This window comes from Pseudomonas sp. UBA6699, assembly GCF_002454615.1.
GTDB classification, from domain to species: Bacteria; Pseudomonadota; Gammaproteobacteria; order Pseudomonadales; family Pseudomonadaceae; genus Aquipseudomonas; species Aquipseudomonas juntendi.
In genome coordinates this window covers 1-16,025 of record NZ_DKJF01000021.1, presented here as the reverse complement: position 1 = coordinate 16,025, position 16,025 = coordinate 1, and the positions used below count along the sequence as shown (strand labels likewise).

13 protein-coding genes are annotated in these 16,025 nt (G+C 62.7%); 6 read left to right on the top strand and 7 right to left on the bottom strand.

From position 1 onward, the window contains the following. The first annotated feature begins 114 nt into the window (after nt 1–114). Nucleotides 115–432 (top strand): quaternary ammonium compound efflux SMR transporter SugE, encoded by a 318-nt coding sequence (gene sugE / locus B3361_RS04050; RefSeq protein WP_009686221.1) that lies wholly within the window; start codon nt 115–117, stop codon nt 430–432. 9 nt (nt 433–441) lie between these two features. Here the strand turns inward: sugE and B3361_RS04045 are convergent, their stop codons facing one another. The 4 genes from B3361_RS04045 to B3361_RS04030 all read right to left on the bottom strand — a co-directional run bounded on the left by B3361_RS04045 (nt 442) and on the right by B3361_RS04030 (nt 5,421). Then, a complete protein-coding gene (locus tag B3361_RS04045) occupies nt 442–2,319 on the bottom strand; it encodes an MFS transporter (RefSeq protein WP_286920115.1) in 1,878 nt (625 codons plus the stop codon). Between the two features lie 139 nt (nt 2,320–2,458). Then, entirely contained in the window at nt 2,459–3,292 is an 834-nt protein-coding gene (locus B3361_RS04040) for an amidohydrolase family protein (protein WP_029886686.1), read from the bottom strand. 23 nt (nt 3,293–3,315) lie between these two features. Next, nucleotides 3,316–4,590, bottom strand: coding sequence for an MFS transporter (locus tag B3361_RS04035; RefSeq protein WP_029886687.1), 1,275 nt, complete (start codon nt 4,588–4,590; stop codon nt 3,316–3,318). A gap of 99 nt (nt 4,591–4,689) precedes the next feature. After that, nucleotides 4,690–5,421 (bottom strand): GntR family transcriptional regulator, encoded by a 732-nt coding sequence (locus B3361_RS04030; protein WP_029886688.1) that lies wholly within the window; start codon nt 5,419–5,421, stop codon nt 4,690–4,692. A 260-nt stretch (nt 5,422–5,681) separates the two neighbouring features. Here B3361_RS04030 and B3361_RS04025 point away from each other — a divergent pair, with 260 nt between their 5' ends. After that, nucleotides 5,682–9,158, top strand: a complete 3,477-nt coding sequence (locus tag B3361_RS04025; RefSeq protein WP_029886689.1) for a hybrid sensor histidine kinase/response regulator — start codon at nt 5,682–5,684, stop codon at nt 9,156–9,158. Here B3361_RS04025 and rmuC read toward each other — a convergent pair. Together rmuC and B3361_RS04015 are read right to left on the bottom strand one after the other, a co-directional pair. Beyond that, nucleotides 9,130–10,503, bottom strand: coding sequence for a DNA recombination protein RmuC (gene rmuC / locus B3361_RS04020; RefSeq protein ID WP_166524986.1), 1,374 nt, complete (start codon nt 10,501–10,503; stop codon nt 9,130–9,132). The two genes, B3361_RS04025 and rmuC, sit on opposite strands and share 29 nt — an antisense overlap. A gap of 159 nt (nt 10,504–10,662) precedes the next feature. Beyond that, entirely contained in the window at nt 10,663–11,082 is a 420-nt protein-coding gene (locus B3361_RS04015; protein ID WP_029886691.1) for a tetratricopeptide repeat protein, read from the bottom strand. Nucleotides 11,083–12,028: 946 nt separating this feature from the next. On the opposite strand from B3361_RS04015, the gene B3361_RS04010 reads away from it, so the two are divergent. The 3 genes from B3361_RS04010 to B3361_RS04000 all read left to right on the top strand — a co-directional run bounded on the left by B3361_RS04010 (nt 12,029) and on the right by B3361_RS04000 (nt 14,399). Next, on the top strand, nt 12,029–12,253 hold the full coding sequence (locus B3361_RS04010) for a hypothetical protein (RefSeq protein WP_009686213.1): 225 nt from the start codon (nt 12,029–12,031) through the stop codon (nt 12,251–12,253). Nucleotides 12,254–12,503: 250 nt separating this feature from the next. Next, on the top strand, nt 12,504–12,986 hold the full coding sequence (locus tag B3361_RS04005; protein ID WP_029886692.1) for a hypothetical protein: 483 nt from the start codon (nt 12,504–12,506) through the stop codon (nt 12,984–12,986). Nucleotides 12,987–13,133: 147 nt separating this feature from the next. Then, on the top strand, nt 13,134–14,399 hold the full coding sequence (locus tag B3361_RS04000) for an OmpP1/FadL family transporter (protein WP_029886693.1): 1,266 nt from the start codon (nt 13,134–13,136) through the stop codon (nt 14,397–14,399). A 220-nt stretch (nt 14,400–14,619) separates the two neighbouring features. Here B3361_RS04000 and B3361_RS03995 read toward each other — a convergent pair whose 3' ends face one another. After that, the gene (locus tag B3361_RS03995) at nt 14,620–15,549 is read right to left on the bottom strand and encodes a LysR family transcriptional regulator (RefSeq protein ID WP_029888088.1); all 930 of its coding nucleotides are present in this window, start codon (nt 15,547–15,549) and stop codon (nt 14,620–14,622) included. Nucleotides 15,550–15,632: 83 nt separating this feature from the next. On the opposite strand from B3361_RS03995, the gene B3361_RS03990 reads away from it, so the two are divergent. Continuing rightward, entirely contained in the window at nt 15,633–15,923 is a 291-nt protein-coding gene (locus B3361_RS03990) for a DUF2798 domain-containing protein (protein ID WP_154211807.1), read from the top strand. Nucleotides 15,924–16,025 lie beyond the last annotated feature (102 nt).

Here is a 16,025-nt window from a genome sequence, read left to right as displayed (position 1 = left end):
TTGCCCTGAAACCTGCAGGTGTGCACTATAGTGCTCACTGTGAGGACGACCTCACGACGCACCGCGTGATCATTACGGGGACGGCCCCATCATTCACCACGATGGAGAAGCACCATGTCCTGGATCATCCTGTTCTTCGCCGGCCTGTTCGAGGTCGGCTGGGCCGTAGGCCTCAAATACACCGACGGCTTCAGCAAGCCACTGCCCACCGTACTCACCGTCGCCGCCATGGCTATCAGCCTCGGCCTTCTGGGCCTGGCCATGAAGGAGTTGCCGCTGGGCACTGCCTACGCCATCTGGACCGGGGTGGGGGCCGTGGGCACGGTGATCGCCGGCATTATCCTGTTCGGCGAATCCATGGCCCTGGTACGCCTGGTTAGCGTGGCGCTGATCATCACCGGCCTGGTCGGCCTGAAGGTCAGCGCCAGCTGATCCCCTCCCCTAGCGCAGGTTGCCGCGCAAGCGGCTGACCTGCTCACGCAGGGCCTCTGGCTGCGCCGCCTCCACCGGGATGGCGGCACCGGCCACGATGGTCACCCGCGACCACAACCGCTTGAAGAAGCCTTTGCGTGGGTCGCGGCTGAAGAAACTGCCCCACAAGCCCTGCAAGGCCAGCGGAATCACCGGCACCGGGGTTTCTTCGAGGATGCGCTTGACGCCCCCCTTGAACACATCGATTTCACCATCACCGGTCAGTTTGCCCTCCGGGAAGATGCACACCAGTTCGCCGTCGGCCAGGTACGCGGCAATGCGTGCGAAGGCCCGCTCGTACGTGGCCTGGTCTTCATTGCGCCCGGCAATCGGGATGGCCCCTGCGGTACGGAAAACAAAGTTGAGCACCGGCAGGTTGTAGATCTTGTAGTACATGACAAAGCGGATCGGCCGGCGGATCGCCCCACCCAACAGCAGCGCGTCGACGAACGAGACATGGTTGCACACCAGCAACGCCGCACCCTGGTCGGGAATGCGCTGGAGGTCACGGTGCTGCACGCGGTACATCGAATGGCTGAGCAGCCAGATCAAGAAGCGCATGGTGAACTCGGGCACGATCCTGAAAATGTAGGCGTTGACCGCGATATTGAGCAGCGACACCACCAGGAACAGCTGGGGGATGCTCAGCTTGGCCAGGCCCAGCAGGAGGATGGTGAGCAGTGCCGACACCACCATGAACAGGGCATTGAGGATGTTGTTGGCCGCGATTACCCGGGCGCGCTGGTCTTCGCCGGTGCGGGCCTGGATCAAGGCATACAGCGGCACGATATAGAAGCCGCCGAACACCCCCAGGCCCATGATCGACAGCAGGATCCACCAGGCCTGGCTCATGCCCAGCAGCGCCAGCCAGTCATGCGGCGCAGCAGCCGCTGGCACATCGCCAGAGTGCCACCACCACAGCAACCCGAACAGGGTCAGGCCGAACGAGCCGAATGGCACCAGGCCGATTTCCACCTTGCGCCCGCTGAGCCGTTCGCACAGCAGCGAGCCCAGCGCGATGCCCACCGCGAACAGCGTCAGCACCAGCGTTACCACGGTGCCGTCACCGTGCAGCCAGTCCTTGGCGTAGGCCGGAATCTGCGTAAGGTAGATGGCACCGACAAACCAGAACCACGAGTTGCCGACGATCGAGCGCGACACTGCCGGCGGCTGGCCCAGGCCCATGCGCAGGATCACCCAGGATTGCTTGAAGATATTCCAGTCCAGCGGCATGTTCGGCGAGGCCGCGGCTGCCCGCGGGATCCAGCGGCTGGCCAGGTAGCCCAGCACCGCAGTGCCGACCACCCCCCCGGCCACCACGGTGGCGTAGCTGTCGGCCGACATCATCACCCCGGCGCCGATGGTGCCTGCCAGGATGGCAAGGAAGGTGCCGGTTTCGACCAGCCCGTTGCCACCGACCAGCTCTTCTTCACGCAGGGCCTGGGGCAGGATGGAATACTTCACCGGGCCGAACAGCGCCGAATGCGTGCCCATGCCGAACAGCGCCACCAGCATCAGCGCCAGGTGGTTGGTGATGAAGCCCAGGGCGCCGACCGCCATGATGGCGATCTCGGCCAGCTTGATGGCGCGGATCAGCGCGTCCTTGGCAAACTTTTCGCCAAACTGCCCACCTAACGCCGAAAACAGGAAAAACGGCAGAATGAACAGCAAGGCACACAGGTTGACCCAGATCGACCGGTCACCCTCGCCCAGGCTGAGCTTGAACAGGATCGCCAGGATCAGCGACTGCTTGAACAGGTTGTCGTTGAAGGCACCCAGCGACTGAGTGATGAAAAACGGCAGGAAGCGCCGCTTGCCGAGCAAGGTGAATTGCGAGGAATGACTCATCGTCCTTGGTCCTGATGGCTTTTCAATTGGAGGCGCGCCGGGCGCACCAGGCCACAAATCTGCATGGGAAAGGCAGCGGCTGGCAAGCGCAGGGGCAGAACCCGCCACGCTCAGCGGGTCGATCGCGCCCGGCAGGCGCTCATTCGAAACCGAACAAAGCCCGCGCGGTATCCACCAGCAGGGCCTGGCGCAGCTGGGCCGAGCAACCCAAGGCCTCGAACTGCTGCACTGCAGTGGCAAAGCTGGTCGTCGACTCATGCTGGGTATGCGGCCAATCACTGCCCCACATCAAGCGCTCGGCGCCGTAGTGCGCTTCCAGCGCGCACAGTGCCGAGCGCGCGAAGGCCAGATTCTCGTCCGGCGCCCCCGCCAGCCGGTAGATCCCCGACACCTTCACCCAAACCTTGCCCTGCCCGCCCAGGGTCAACAGTTCGGCGAACCCGGGCTGGCCCAGCCCACGGCGGGCATCGGGGCGGCCGAAATGGTCGATCACGATGTTCAGGCCATAGGGTTGTAGCGCGCGGACCAGTGCCGGTATGTCCGCCACCTGCCGGTGCAGTTCCAGGTGCCAGCCTTGTTCGCCAATGCGTTCGAGCAGCGGTCGCCAGCGGCCACTGGCCAGGTCCGGCAGGGTCTGACCCATCAGGTTCAGGCGCACACCACGCACGCCTGACCGGGCCATGTCGGCAAGGGTGTGTGGCTCGACATCGGGCGCCAGCATCACCACCCCGCGCAGTTGCTGCGGCACAGCCTGCAGGGCGCTGAGCAGGTAGCGGTTGTCGGTGCCGAGGAAACTCGGCTGCACCAGCACGCCATGGCTGAAACCATGGGCCAGCAGCTGGCCCAGGTAGTCGCCCAGCGGCGCATCGTAATCAGGGGCATAGCGCCGCTCACTGGCCAGCGCCAGCCCACGGCTGAAAACGTGGGCGTGGCTGTCGATCGCGCTCAGGTGTAAAGGAGGTACGTCGGGCATGGCTCTCATACAGAAAAGTCAGGTTATTTGGCAACTGCCCCGGCGGTGTGCGGCGCCGTGGCATTTTCGAGGGTGCGCCCGCGGGTCTCCGGCAAGCACAAGGCGGCGATCACCGCCACGCCATAGGCGATGCCAGCGTCGATACCAATGGCGCTGCCCAAGGACATCGACTCGCTCATGTGGCCGACCAGGAACGGGAACACTGCCGACAGTACGCGGCCGAAGTTGTAGCAGAAGCCCACCCCGGCACCGCGCACCTCGGCCGGGTACAGCTCATTGAAAAACGCCCCCAGACTGGCCGGGATACCGGCGGCGAAAAAGCCCAGCGGGAAGCCGAGGAACAGCATCTGCGTGTTGGTCAGCGGGAAGAACACATAGGCTTGTACGGTCAGCACGCAGCACAGGGCGAACAGCAGAATATTCTTGCGCCGGCCGATGCGGTCGATCAGCAGGCCGCTGACCACGCAACCGCACCAGAAGGCCAGGATGATCACCGCCAGGTAACCACCGGAGTTCAGCACCGACAAGTTGCGCTCGGTTTTGAGGAAGGTCGGCAGCCAGGTCATCACCGCGTGGTACCCACCATGGGCGCCCAGGCCAAGCAGGCCGCCCAGCAAGGTCACGCGCAACAGCTGCGGGCGGAAGATGCCGGCCATGGAGTGCAGGAAGCTGGCAGGGATGGCATTGGCGTTGTGCAGGCGCTGGAAGCTGTCCGGCTCGGGCACGTTGCGGCGTACCCAAAGGATCAGCAACGACGGCAACAGGCCGACGAAGAACATCACCCGCCAGGCAAATTCCTGCGGCACCAGCGAGTAGATCAGCATGAACAGTGCCACGGCCAGGCCCCAGCCCACGGCCCAGGCGCTCTGCACCGTGCCCATGACCTTGCCGCGGTATTTCGGGTTGATGGTTTCGGCCATCAGCACGGCGCCGGCAGCCCACTCGCCGCCGATACCGAAGCCTTGCATGGCCTTGACCAACAGCAAGGGGTAAAAACCGGTGACGAACGCCGAGAGGAAGGTGAAGCACGAGAACCAGAGGATCATCCACTGCAGGGTCCGCACGCGGCCGTAGCGGTCGGACAAGGTGCCACCCAGCCAGCCGCCGATGGCCGAAGTCACCAGGGTCAGGCCACTGATCAGGCCGGCATCGCCTTTGCTCAGGGAGAACGCGGCGATCAGCGCCGGGATGGCCAGGCCGAACATCTGCACTTCCAGCGCATCGAGCGACCAGCCGCCGAAACAGGCCCAGAATGTCTTGCGTTCCCGCGAGGTGATCTGGCGATACCAACTGAACATGACTGTTATCCTTCTAGTGTGTGCCTGTGACCGCCAGGCAAGCGGAACCACCGCGCCGCGTGTGCACGGCGCAGAGGGAAACGGGGTGCAGCCGCCGGCTTAGCGAATGTCGATGCGGTAGCGGAAGTGCTGCGCATGGCCGCGTGAGCGGCGCCATTCCAGCGGCTTGCCGGCGTAGTCACGGGCCAGGCGCTCGATCACCACCACCGGGCTGCCGGCCGGCAGTTGCAGCAAGCGGCCATGCGCCGCGTCAACCGCTTCGGCGGTGAGGGTTTCTTCGGCGTAGGCGACCACCTGGCCGCACAGTGCTTCGTAGAGGGGGTACAGCAGCGGCCCCTCGCTGTTCAGGTCGACCTCCAGCAACGGTTGGAACGTCTGGCGCGGCAACCAGATTTCTTCGGCCAGTACCGGCTGGGCGCCGAGCAGGCGCGTACGGACAATTCGGATCACCTCGCTGTGAACCGCCAGGCCCAGTGCTTCGGCGACCGCCGAAGGCGCAGTCATCGGCTCGATGGCAAGAATGCGGCTTTCAGGCACCGCGCGCTGGCCATTGGCGGCTTCGAAGCGGAAGAACCGGAACAGCGAAGACTGGAATTGCGGGCGGCGCACGAAGGTACCGCGCCCCTGCTGACGCTCCAGCACGCCTTCAGCCACCAGTACGTCCACGGCTTTGCGCACGGTGCCGACTGACATGTCGAACTCGGTGGCCAAGGCAGCCTCAGTCGGGATCGCTTCGCCTGGGCGCCAGCGGTTGTTGGCAATCTGCTCGAGCAAGTGGTCGCGCAGTTGTTGGTAACGGGGCAGTCGAGCATCACCGGACAGTGGGTGCATGGGTCTCGCTCTCTTGTTGTTATATAAACATATATATGAATTCTGGAGGCAGTATTCCCCGCGTATGCCGGGCTGTCAATCCTCCGCTTGTCGCGGTTCTGAGGCGTCAGCTGCCTTGCTGGCGACAGGGCCGGTACCGGTCAGCGAAGCCGGGCCCTGCGACCACGCGCCACTGCGACCATCGTCGGCGCTGACGAAGCGCCACCAGCGTGCCAGACTGGTAGATCGGGACCGCGTTATCTTATTGCTTCGGAGTTTTCATGTCGTTGTCCAGCGGGCTGATCGCCGTGGTCGCCCTGGCCTATATGGCCATCATGTTCGCCATCGCCTTCTATGGCGACCGCCGCAGCACGCCGTTGCCGCCCAAGCTGCGTGCCTGGGTGTACAGCCTGTCGCTGGCCGTGTACTGCACCAGCTGGACCTTCTTCGGCGCCGTTGGCCAGGCCGCCGAACAACTGTGGGCGTTCTTGCCGATCTACCTGGGCCCGGTACTGCTGCTGATTTTTGCGCCTTGGGTGTTGCAGAAGATGGTGCTGATCAGCAAGCAGCAGAACATCACCTCGATCGCCGACTTCATCGCCGCACGCTATGGCAAGTCGCAGACCCTGGCGGTGGTGGTGGCGCTGATCTGCCTGGTTGGCGTGCTGCCCTACATCGCCCTGCAGCTCAAGGGCATCGTGCTGGGCGTGAACTTGCTGATCGGCGCCAGTGCCGACGCCACCGGCACACGCGTCCAGGACACCGCGCTGGTGGTGTCGCTGGTATTGGCGCTGTTCGCCATCGTGTTTGGCACGCGCAGCCTGGACGTGACCGAACACCACCGTGGCATGGTCCTGGCCATTGCCTTCGAATCGCTGATCAAGCTGCTGGCCTTCCTGGCTGTGGGCATCTTCGTGGTGTTCAACCTGTATGACGGCTTCGGCGACCTGTTCAGCCAGGCACGCCAGTCGATTCAGTTGCAGGATTACTGGCAGGAGACCATCAATTGGCCCTCCATGGTGGTGCAGACCGCCGTGGCGATGATGGCGATCATCTGCCTGCCGCGGCAGTTCCACGTTACTGTGGTGGAGAACATCGAACCACAAGACCTGCGCCTGGCCCGCTGGGTGTTCCCCCTGTACCTGGGGCTGGCTGCCCTGTTCGTGGTGCCGATTGCCCTGGCCGGGCAAATGCTGCTGCCAGGGGCCGTGATTTCCGACTCGTTCGTGATCAGCCTGCCGCTGGCCGAGGCCCACCCGAGCCTGGCGCTGCTGGCGTTCATCGGCGGCGCCTCGGCAGCCACCGGCATGGTCATCGTCGAGGCCGTGGCACTGTCGACCATGGTCTCCAACGACATGCTGCTGCCCTGGCTGCTACGCCGCAACAATGCCGAACGGCCGTTCGAAGCGTTCCGTCACTGGATGCTCTCGGTGCGCCGGGTGACCATCGTGGTGATCCTGCTGCTGGCCTATGTCAGCTATCGCCTGCTGGGCTCGACCGCCAGCCTGGCAACCATCGGCCAGATCGCGTTTGCCGCCGTGACCCAATTGACCCCGGCCATGCTCGGCGCGCTGTACTGGAAGCAGGCCAACCGCCGCGGCGTGTTTGCCGGCCTGGCTGCCGGTATCTTCCTGTGGTTCTACACCTTGGTGTTGCCGATTGCCGCGCACAGTGTGGGCTGGCCCCTGCAGGTGTTCCCAGGGCTGGCTTGGCTGCACGGCAACCCGCTGAACCTGCCGATCAGTCCCCTGACCCAAGGCGTGGTGTTGTCGCTGGCGGGTAACTTCACCCTGTTCGCCTGGGTGTCGCTGCTGTCGCGCACGCGGGTGTCCGAACATTGGCAGGCTGGCCGCTTCATTGGCCAGCAGACCAGCGCCCGGCCCAGCAGCAAGCCGCTGCTGGCGGTACAGATCGACGACCTGCTGACCCTGGCATCGCGCTTTGTCGGCGAAGAGCGCGCCCGGCAGAGCTTCATCCGCTTTGCCTACCGCCAGGGCAAGGGCTTCAACCCCAACCAGAACGCGGACGGCGACTGGATCGAACACACCGAACGGCTGCTGGCCGGCGTGCTGGGCACCTCGTCGACCCGCGCGGTTGTCAAGGCGGCCATCGAAGGCCGCGACATGCAGCTGGAAGACGTAGTGCGCATCGCCGATGAAGCCAGCGAAGTCCTGCAGTTCAACCGCGCCCTGCTGCAGGGCGCCATCGAGAACATCAACCAAGGCATCAGCGTGGTCGACCAGAACCTGCACCTGGTGGCCTGGAACCGCCGTTACCTGGAGCTGTTCAACTACCCGGAGGGGCTGATCAGTGTCGGCCGGCCGATTGCCGACATCATCCGTTACAACGCCGAGCGCGGGTTGTGCGGCCCCGGCGAGGCCCAGGTGCACGTGGCGCGCCGCCTGCACTGGATGCGCCAGGGCCGTGCGCACTCCTCCGAGCGGTTGTTCCCCAACGGCCGGGTGATCGAGTTGATCGGCAACCCGATGCCCGGGGGCGGGTTCGTCATGAGTTTCACCGACATCACGCCGTTCCGCGAGGCCGAACAGGCACTGCGCGATGCCAACGAAGGCCTGGAGCAACGGGTGGCCGAGCGCACCCATGAACTGTCGCAACTGAACCAGGCATTGTCCGAAGCCAAGAGCCAGGCCGAAGCGGTCAGCAAGTCCAAGACCCGCTTCCTGGCTGCAGTCAGCCATGACCTGATGCAACCGTTGAACGCTGCGCGGCTGTTTTCCGCCGCCTTGTCGCAGCAGGCCGAAGGCATGAATGAAGAAGCCCGGCAGTTGGTGCAGCACATGGACAGCTCACTGCGCTCGGCAGAGGAGCTGATCAGCGACCTGCTGGACATCTCGCGCCTGGAAAACGGCAAGATCACGCCAGACGCCAAGCCCTTCGCCCTTACCGAACTGTTCGACACCCTCGGCGCCGAGTTCAAGCTGCTGGCTGCCGAGAAGGGCCTGGAATTCCGCCTGCGCGGCAGCCGCCTGCGGGTGGACAGTGACATGAAACTGCTGCGCCGGGTGCTGCAGAACTTTCTTACCAACGCCCTGCGCTATGGCAAAAGCCCGATTCTGCTGGGGGCACGGCGCCAGGGCGGGCGGCTGTGGCTGGAAGTCTGGGACCGCGGCCCAGGCATCGCCGACGACAAGCTGCAGGTGATCTTCCAGGAATTCAAGCGCCTGGACAGCCACCAGACCCGTGCCGAAAAGGGCCTGGGCCTGGGCCTGGCGATCGCCGACGGCCTGTGCCGGGTGCTCGGCCACCCACTGGAAGTACGTTCATGGCCAGGCAAAGGTACGGTGTTTCGGGTCAGTGTGCCCATCGCCCGCCAGGCCGCGCCGGCACAGCCCGCCCCGCTGGAGCAGGCGAGCCAGCCGCTGGCAGGCTTGCAGGTACTGTGCGTAGACAATGAAGACAGCATTCTGATCGGCATGAACAGCCTGCTCAGCCGTTGGGGTTGCCAGGTGTCTACTGCGCGTAACCAGGCCGAATGCGCCGCCTTGCTGGACCACGGCCTGCGCCCGCACCTGGCGCTGGTGGACTACCACCTAGACGACGGCGAGACCGGCACCGGGCTGATGGGCTGGCTACGTGCGCGGTTGGGTGAGCCCGTACCGGGTGTGGTGATCAGTGCCGACGGCAGCAAGGAAACCATTGCCCTGGTGCATGCGTCCGGCCTCGACTACCTGGCCAAGCCGGTCAAGCCTGCGGCCCTGCGCGCTATGCTCAATCGCCATCTGAACCTGGTTCAGTAAGCGCTTGATCGGCCAGCGCCGCGTCGGCCAGCGCCCGTTCCAGCAGGTCGGGCGGCAGGCTTTTGCTGGCGCGGGCGCCGAGCAACTTCAATTGCTCGCTGCGGCTTACCAGGTTACCGCGCCCCTCGCACAACTTGTTGCGCGCCGCAGCATAGGCTTTGTCCACCTGTTGCAGGCGACTGCCCAGCTCGTCCAGGTCCTGGATGAACAGGACGAACTTGTCGTATAGCCAGCCGGCCCGCTCGGCGATCTCCCGGGCGTTCTGGCCTTGGCGTTCCTGCTTCCAGAGGCTGTCGATCACCCGCAACGTCGCCAGCAAGGTCGTGGGGCTGACGATCACGATCTGCCGGTCGAAAGCTTCCTGGAACAGGTTCGGCTCCGCCTGCAGGGCCGCCGAGAAGGCCGCCTCGATGGGCACGAACAGCAACACGAAGTCGAGGCTGTGCAGGCCTTCGAGGCGGTTGTAATCCTTGCTCGACAAGCCTTTGACATGGCTGCGCAGCGATTGCACATGCTGCTTGAGCGCGGCCTCGTCATTGCTGGAAACGAACTGCTGGTAGGCCGTGAGGCTGACCTTGGCATCCACCACCACCTGCTTGTCGCCCGGCAGCATGATCAGCACATCGGGCTGGAAGCGCTCGCCATCGGCGCTCTTCAGGCTGACCTGGGTCTGGTACTCACGGCCCTTCTCCAGACCGGCATGCTCCAGTACCCGTTCGAGAATCAACTCGCCCCAGTTGCCCTGGGTTTTCTGGCCCTTCAGTGCCTGGGTCAGGTTGGTAGCTTCGTCGGACAGGCGCAGGTTGAGCTGTTGCAGGCGCTCCAGCTCCTTGCTCAGCGAGAAGCGCTCCCGGGCTTCCTGTTGGTAGCTCTCCTCGACCCGTTTTTCGAACGACTGGATGCGTTCCTTGAGGGGGTCGAGCAACTGGCCAAGGTGCTGCTGGCTGGTCTGGGCAAAGCGCTGCTCACGCTCGTCGAAGATCTTGGTGGCCATTTCGGCGAACTGGGCACGCAGGGTGTCACGGGCTTCTTGCAGGTCTTCGAGGCGTTGCTGGTGGCTTTCCTGCTGTTCGCGCAGTTCAGCCTCCAGGCGTGCGCTTTGCGCCTCCAGGCGGCGCAGTTCGGCTTCGCGGTTGGCGCGTTCGAGGTGCCAGGCATGGGCGGCGTCGCGGGCGTTGTCGCGGTCGATCTGCAGCAACTCCAGCTCACGACCCTGGGCGGCCAGCTGGCTCTGCTTGAGGGTATTGGCTTCGCTGAGGTCGCTGATTTCGTCGCGGCTGGCATCCAGCTGCGCTTGCAGCCCGGCCTGGGCCAACTGGGCGGCGTTGAGGCGCTCCTCCAGCAATGCCTGCTCGCCCTGCCGTGCACCCTGACGGCGCTGGAGCTGAATGATCCACCCCAGGCAGGGCAAAGCCCCTGCCACCACGCCGAGCAGAATGCTGGCCAGATCCACTGTCATGCTTACCCCGAACGCGCTGTACGAATGGGTGCAGCTTATCAGCCTTCAACCCGCAAACCACTGCCCCAGCAGCCGCCGCGCTTCCTGCGAACCTTGCCCCGCCGCAAGCTCCAGCCAGTAACGCGCCTGCGCCGGCGCGTTGTGCTGGCACAACCGCGCGTATTCCAGCTGCGCCCGCCGGTCCCCGGCCCGCGCTGCCTGGCGCAGTAACTCATGGCCAATGCGCCGGTCACGGGCATTGCCGCAATCCCGGCACAGCATTTGCCCTAGCCGGCTTTGCGCCACCACCACACCCTGGCGGGCCGGCTGCTTCAGCAGGCGGCCCGCCAGATGCTTGACCTGGGGCTTGTCACCGAGGCGCGGGCTATCGAGCAGCCACAAGGCCACTTTCAAGCTGAACCGCTCGGCGTCAGGGGGTGGTGTAGGGGCGGCGGAGTTGGCGAGGTGTTTACTGCGGAACTTCATGGCAACACGTCAGGCAATGCGAAAGGCGCGCCACTGTACGCTTTTTTTTCCGCCATGGCCTGTCGAATCCGGAACAATGAAAAAAATTTTAGATGATCTTTTCTTGACGTTCGCCGGCGAATGGTTGGGCTAGTCGTCCAGGCTTCGCGATTGTCGGACAGCTCGGCGCGTAGCTGATACGCCCGTGCTAGAGCAAGTGCCGGGGACAATCCACAGTTCCTGTGGATAACTCGGTGGACAACCCTATGACACACCCCGCAAACCCCCGTAAACTGTGGGCTTCAGTCAAACTGACGATTTTTTCACCAGCTGAAAATAGTGTTTTTTTTCATTGACTTAACCACGCAGTCAAGGCATTGGCGAAGTCGCCAGGGGTTGTTGCGGTGCTGTTACAAGCCCTGCACCGAATGTGAACAAATGCACCGTGAGCCCTCTTTTGAATGCACGCAATGGGTACATCCGTGGCGATACGGGCCATTTGCACCCTCTTCCCAGCCTGGCGAATTCAGGCCATACTGCTCGGCTACCCAATACTGACACGGTGCTTGCCAAGCGCACTCATTCACTGTACAGTCCGCCTCGTTAGTACCAAGCTGAAAGTCAATTCTGGCCCCATGTCCTTGCAGTCGCCCACCTCCCAAGTGCGGCCCTGCTGAAACCAGGACCGGCCCATTCGATGATTCACTCGCCAGCCACAGGCTGGTCAAGCACGAATCACCCGACAGATTGATCAGGATCCCACCCCGATGGCCGCGAACCTTGGCCCCGGCGTGCTGCCTGCCTTCTGAAGTACCTACCAGTCAGCCCAAGCGCCCACATTTGATTGCGCCCCTCTGGCTGCCCTGTTCCAGTCAGGTTCGCTCGTCCCTTAATAATGGCGTCACTGGAACGTTTCTATCATGCACGGATCATACTCCCCGTGTTTAAAGCAGGAACATCCAACAATATGCAAACCCATCATCAGATTCAGGCTGCCATTGGCACCCTTTCCCAGGCCTTCTCGCCGTTGAAGTGCCTTATCGTTGCCCCACGCAAAGGCAGCTTCAGCTTTACCCTGGTAGACGAACACGGCGTCGCCTGCCACACCGAGCGCCTGTACCCTGAACAGTACAGCCGCAATGAACCCTTGCAGGCAGTCATTGCAAGGACTCGCCAGTCGCTCACCGCGTGAGCGGCGAATGCTGCAGTATTCATACGCTGAATCATGCCATCGTCTACCTGCCTGAACGTTCACGGCGTAATTGCCTTAGGGCATATACCCCGCAACGTCAGGCAGCAATTGATTTAAAAACAGCTCTTTACACCACGATTATCACACTACACTTCAACTCGAGCGGTACTTGCCGCTTCCGGCGGGCCTGACTCCTTCACCAGCTGCCAAGCTCCAGCGCCCGTCCGGCCCTTTACTGTTCGAGGGCATCATGGGTATTGCGGCGAATGAATTGTGTCAGTATGTGATACGGCCCACCCTGGTTTACCTGAACCGTCACTGCGCCAGCGCTGAAGCCTTGTTACTGGGCATTGCCGCCAGCCAGTCGGCACTCGGGGCTGCCTTGCACGACCGACGCGGGCACGGCCTCTACCGCATTGGCGAACACCGCCACCAAGCGCTGTGGGATAACTACCTGGCCCGTGATCCCGACCTGGCCAGCCTCGTCCGGGGCCTGGCGAGCCAGCATGCCTTCCTGGGCGGCCCGCACCTCGAGCTTACGGTCAACCTGCGATACTCCACGGCCATTGCCTGGATGCTCGTCGAAGAACACGCCATGCCCTTGCCCGCCGCTGACGATTTACTGGCACTGGCGCGCATATGGCGTCAGATTTTCTACCCCCAAGGCCGCTTGCGCGACTTCACTCATGCTTGGCACACCTGCGTGGATCAAAGATTGCCCCAGGCATCTTGAGAAGCGTCCTACATCAAAGCCGGAAAAAAGGGAATTTTGGTCGGATTGTCCTACAAAAACGCTCTAACTCCTGCGATTGAGGCTATAGCGCGGCGCGTCATTTGTTGGTAGCTTTTCGCCCCGGAGATCCCAAGGAGTTTTCTAATAATGAAAAAAGTAATGCTCAAAACCTCCCTCGGCGTAGCCGTGGCTCTTGCATCCAGCCAACTGCTCGCCAGCGGCTTTGCATTGAACGAACAGAGCATCAGCAGCATGGGGACAGGTTTCGCGGGACGTTCTTCTTCTGCCGAAGATGCCAGCACCGTGTTTGGCAACCCGGCCGGCATGTCCCGCCTCAAACGTGAACAGTTCACCGTGGGCGGCGCAGCCGTCATCGCCAAAACCGACATTTCCGGGCCTGGCAGCAACCTCGGGGGGGAAACCGATGGTGACATGGTGCCGGTCGTTGGCGTGCCCATGGGCTACTACGTCAAACCTATCGACGACCACTGGAGCGTCGGCTTCGGTGTCTATGTGCCGTTCGGCCTGGTGACCGACTACGGCAGCGATGACGCTGCGCGCTATTGGGGCAAAAAGAGCCACGTCGAGGTCGTCACCTTCCAGCCCACCGTCAGCTACGCCTTCAACGACAAGGTCTCGATCGGTTTTGGTCCAACGATCAACCGCATCAAGGGTGAGCTGGGCTCCAGCCTGATCAACCCATTCACCCCGGGCCGCAACGATGGTGAAGTGAAAATCAAGGGTGACGATACTGCCGTTGGTTACAACATCGGCCTTATGGTGCAGGCCACCGACCGCACCCGCGTCGGCCTGACCTACCACTCGATGGTCGATTACAAGCTGGAAGGCAAGACCCGCGTCAGCACCCCGCTGATCGGGCCGTTTAACGGCAACAAGTTCGATGCCAGCCTGAAGATCAAGACGCCGGAATCGGTCGACCTTTCGGTTACACACGAACTCGATGACCAGTGGACCCTGTACGCGGGCAGCACCTGGACGCGCTGGAGCCGCCTGGAAAACATCACCGTGCAGAACGATGTGCCTGCGCCACTGGCAGGTTCGGCATTCCAGACCATTACCGAGGAGCAGAACTGGCACGATACCTGGGCACACGCCATTGGTGCATCGTACAAGGTCAACAAGGAGTGGGTACTGCGTACCGGCTTTACCGTTGACCAATCGCCAACCAACAACCACGACCGTTCGCCGCGCATCCCGACAGGTGATCGCAAGGTGTTCAGCCTGGGCGCAGGCTGGAGCCCGAATGACGACATGACTATTGACGTGGCGTATTCCTACCTTTGGGAAGAAGACACCAAGGTCAACCAGGTCAGCGCAACCAAGGGCAGCTACCAGGCCAAGTACGAGAACAGCGCGCACGGTGTCGGTGCGTCGCTTACCTATCGTTTCTGACGGTACGCGCTGCCTGAAAAAACCGCCCTCGCGGTTGATGCCTGTCAGTTAAGCGTTACTGGGGCTGCTTTGCAGCCCTTCGCGGGCACGCCCGCTCCCACAGGTTTGGCGCTGAACTCAAGAAAAGCGCGATTCCCTGTGGGAGCGGGCGTGCCCGCGAAGGGTCGCAAAGCGGCCCCAAATTACTTAACTGACTGGCATTACCCTCGTGGCGGTTTTTTCACGTCTGGACTTGCCAGGTGTCAGCCAGGTGTTCACGCAGGTACGCCGTGAACACGCGCACAGCAGGCGTCATGGCAAAGCGGTCCGCCAGGCACAGGTAGATGTCCATCGGCTCGGTCTGGGCGTATGCCTGGCCGTTGTCGCTGTATTCAAACAACGGCACCAGCGCACCTGAAGCCAGATGTGGCCGCACGATGAATTCGGCCAGGCGGGTAATACCACCATCATGCACGGCCATGTGGGTCAGCGCATCGATGTCGTCACTGATGAGCACGTTGCCGAACACCGGCTCGAAGCGCAGCCCGTCACGCATGAACCCCCACCGTAGCAGGCGGCCGTCCACCGGGTAGCGGAACACCAGGCACCGGTGATCGCGCAGGGCCTCAGGCGTGCTCGGTAGGCCGGCGCTTCGCAAGTAGCCGGGGGAGGCGCAGCAAATGAACGGGATACGGGCGATGTGCCGGGCCAGCAGCTGCTCTTCCAACTGCGGGGTGATGCGCAGGCTCACATCGACATCTTCACGGGCATGGTTGACGCGGCGATCGGTCGTTACCAATTCTATCGAAAGCAGTGGGTAACGGGCGCTGAATGCGGGTATCAGGGGAGCCAGTACATGGCGACCGAAGGCCGAGGTCGAAGCAATGCACAGTCGGCCCTGGGGTTCACTGTCTGGGGTGGTGATGGCCTGCTCGGCTTCGGCAAGGTCACGTTCGATATGGCTGACACGTTGGTAGTACTGGTTGCCTGCGGGTGTCAGGGACATGCTACGGGTTGTGCGGGTAAGCAGGCGCACTTGCAGGTGGCTTTCCAGGCGGGCGAGGTTCTGGCTGACCGCGGCCGGGGTGAGGCCGAGGTTACGGGCGCCAGCGGCAATGCTGCCGGCTTCGACGACCTTGATGAAGCAACGGATGGCGTTGAGCAGGTCCATGCAGTGGCCCTTGATTCGTAAGCATCTCTTTATAAAGAACTCAGTTTTGCTGGTCTACTGCTGCCATTGCGAGGGTTGCTAGCCTGCGGCTTCACTTAACTTCAAGGAGTACGCATGAGCGATCTGTCCCCACCCGCCGCCGCCGCAAATTGCACCCCGTTGCCACGCCCTATGTTTTCGCGTTCTACATGTCTTCGATCATGGCGTTATTGATGAGCTTTGTTATTACAGCAGCGAACGCTGGGGTTACCCCGGACTACCTGAGCAATGTATTGAAGGCCTATCAGTTGGCGATGCCGGTGGCGTTTGTCTGTGTATTGATGGTGAGGCCGGTGGTTGTACGGCTGGTGGCGATCACGGTGCATGCCAAGTGAGGTCGCCTACCGCTGGCACAGGTGGCGCTGGCCCACCTCTTCAACCCCCGCACAGCTTTTGATCTGGCTTTTGATCTGGCTGTTGATCTTGATCTTGATCTT

Excerpts from the sequence above, each read along its gene's own strand:
- B3361_RS04015 (WP_029886691.1), bottom strand. The coding sequence starts at position 11,082 with ATGAAGTTCCGCAGTAAACACCTCGCCAACTCCGCCGCCCCTACACCA.
- B3361_RS04000 (WP_029886693.1), top strand. The coding sequence starts at position 13,134 with ATGAAAAAAGTAATGCTCAAAACCTCCCTCGGCGTAGCCGTGGCTCTT.
- B3361_RS04025 (WP_029886689.1), top strand. The coding sequence starts at position 5,682 with ATGTCGTTGTCCAGCGGGCTGATCGCCGTGGTCGCCCTGGCCTATATG.
- B3361_RS04045 (WP_286920115.1), bottom strand. The coding sequence starts at position 2,319 with ATGAGTCATTCCTCGCAATTCACCTTGCTCGGCAAGCGGCGCTTCCTG.
- B3361_RS03995 (WP_029888088.1), bottom strand. The coding sequence starts at position 15,549 with ATGGACCTGCTCAACGCCATCCGTTGCTTCATCAAGGTCGTCGAAGCC.
- B3361_RS04040 (WP_029886686.1), bottom strand. The coding sequence starts at position 3,292 with ATGCCCGACGTACCTCCTTTACACCTGAGCGCGATCGACAGCCACGCC.
- B3361_RS04005 (WP_029886692.1), top strand. The coding sequence starts at position 12,504 with ATGGGTATTGCGGCGAATGAATTGTGTCAGTATGTGATACGGCCCACC.
- B3361_RS04010 (WP_009686213.1), top strand. The coding sequence starts at position 12,029 with ATGCAAACCCATCATCAGATTCAGGCTGCCATTGGCACCCTTTCCCAG.
- B3361_RS04035 (WP_029886687.1), bottom strand. The coding sequence starts at position 4,590 with ATGTTCAGTTGGTATCGCCAGATCACCTCGCGGGAACGCAAGACATTC.
- sugE (WP_009686221.1), top strand. The coding sequence starts at position 115 with ATGTCCTGGATCATCCTGTTCTTCGCCGGCCTGTTCGAGGTCGGCTGG.
- B3361_RS04030 (WP_029886688.1), bottom strand. The coding sequence starts at position 5,421 with ATGCACCCACTGTCCGGTGATGCTCGACTGCCCCGTTACCAACAACTG.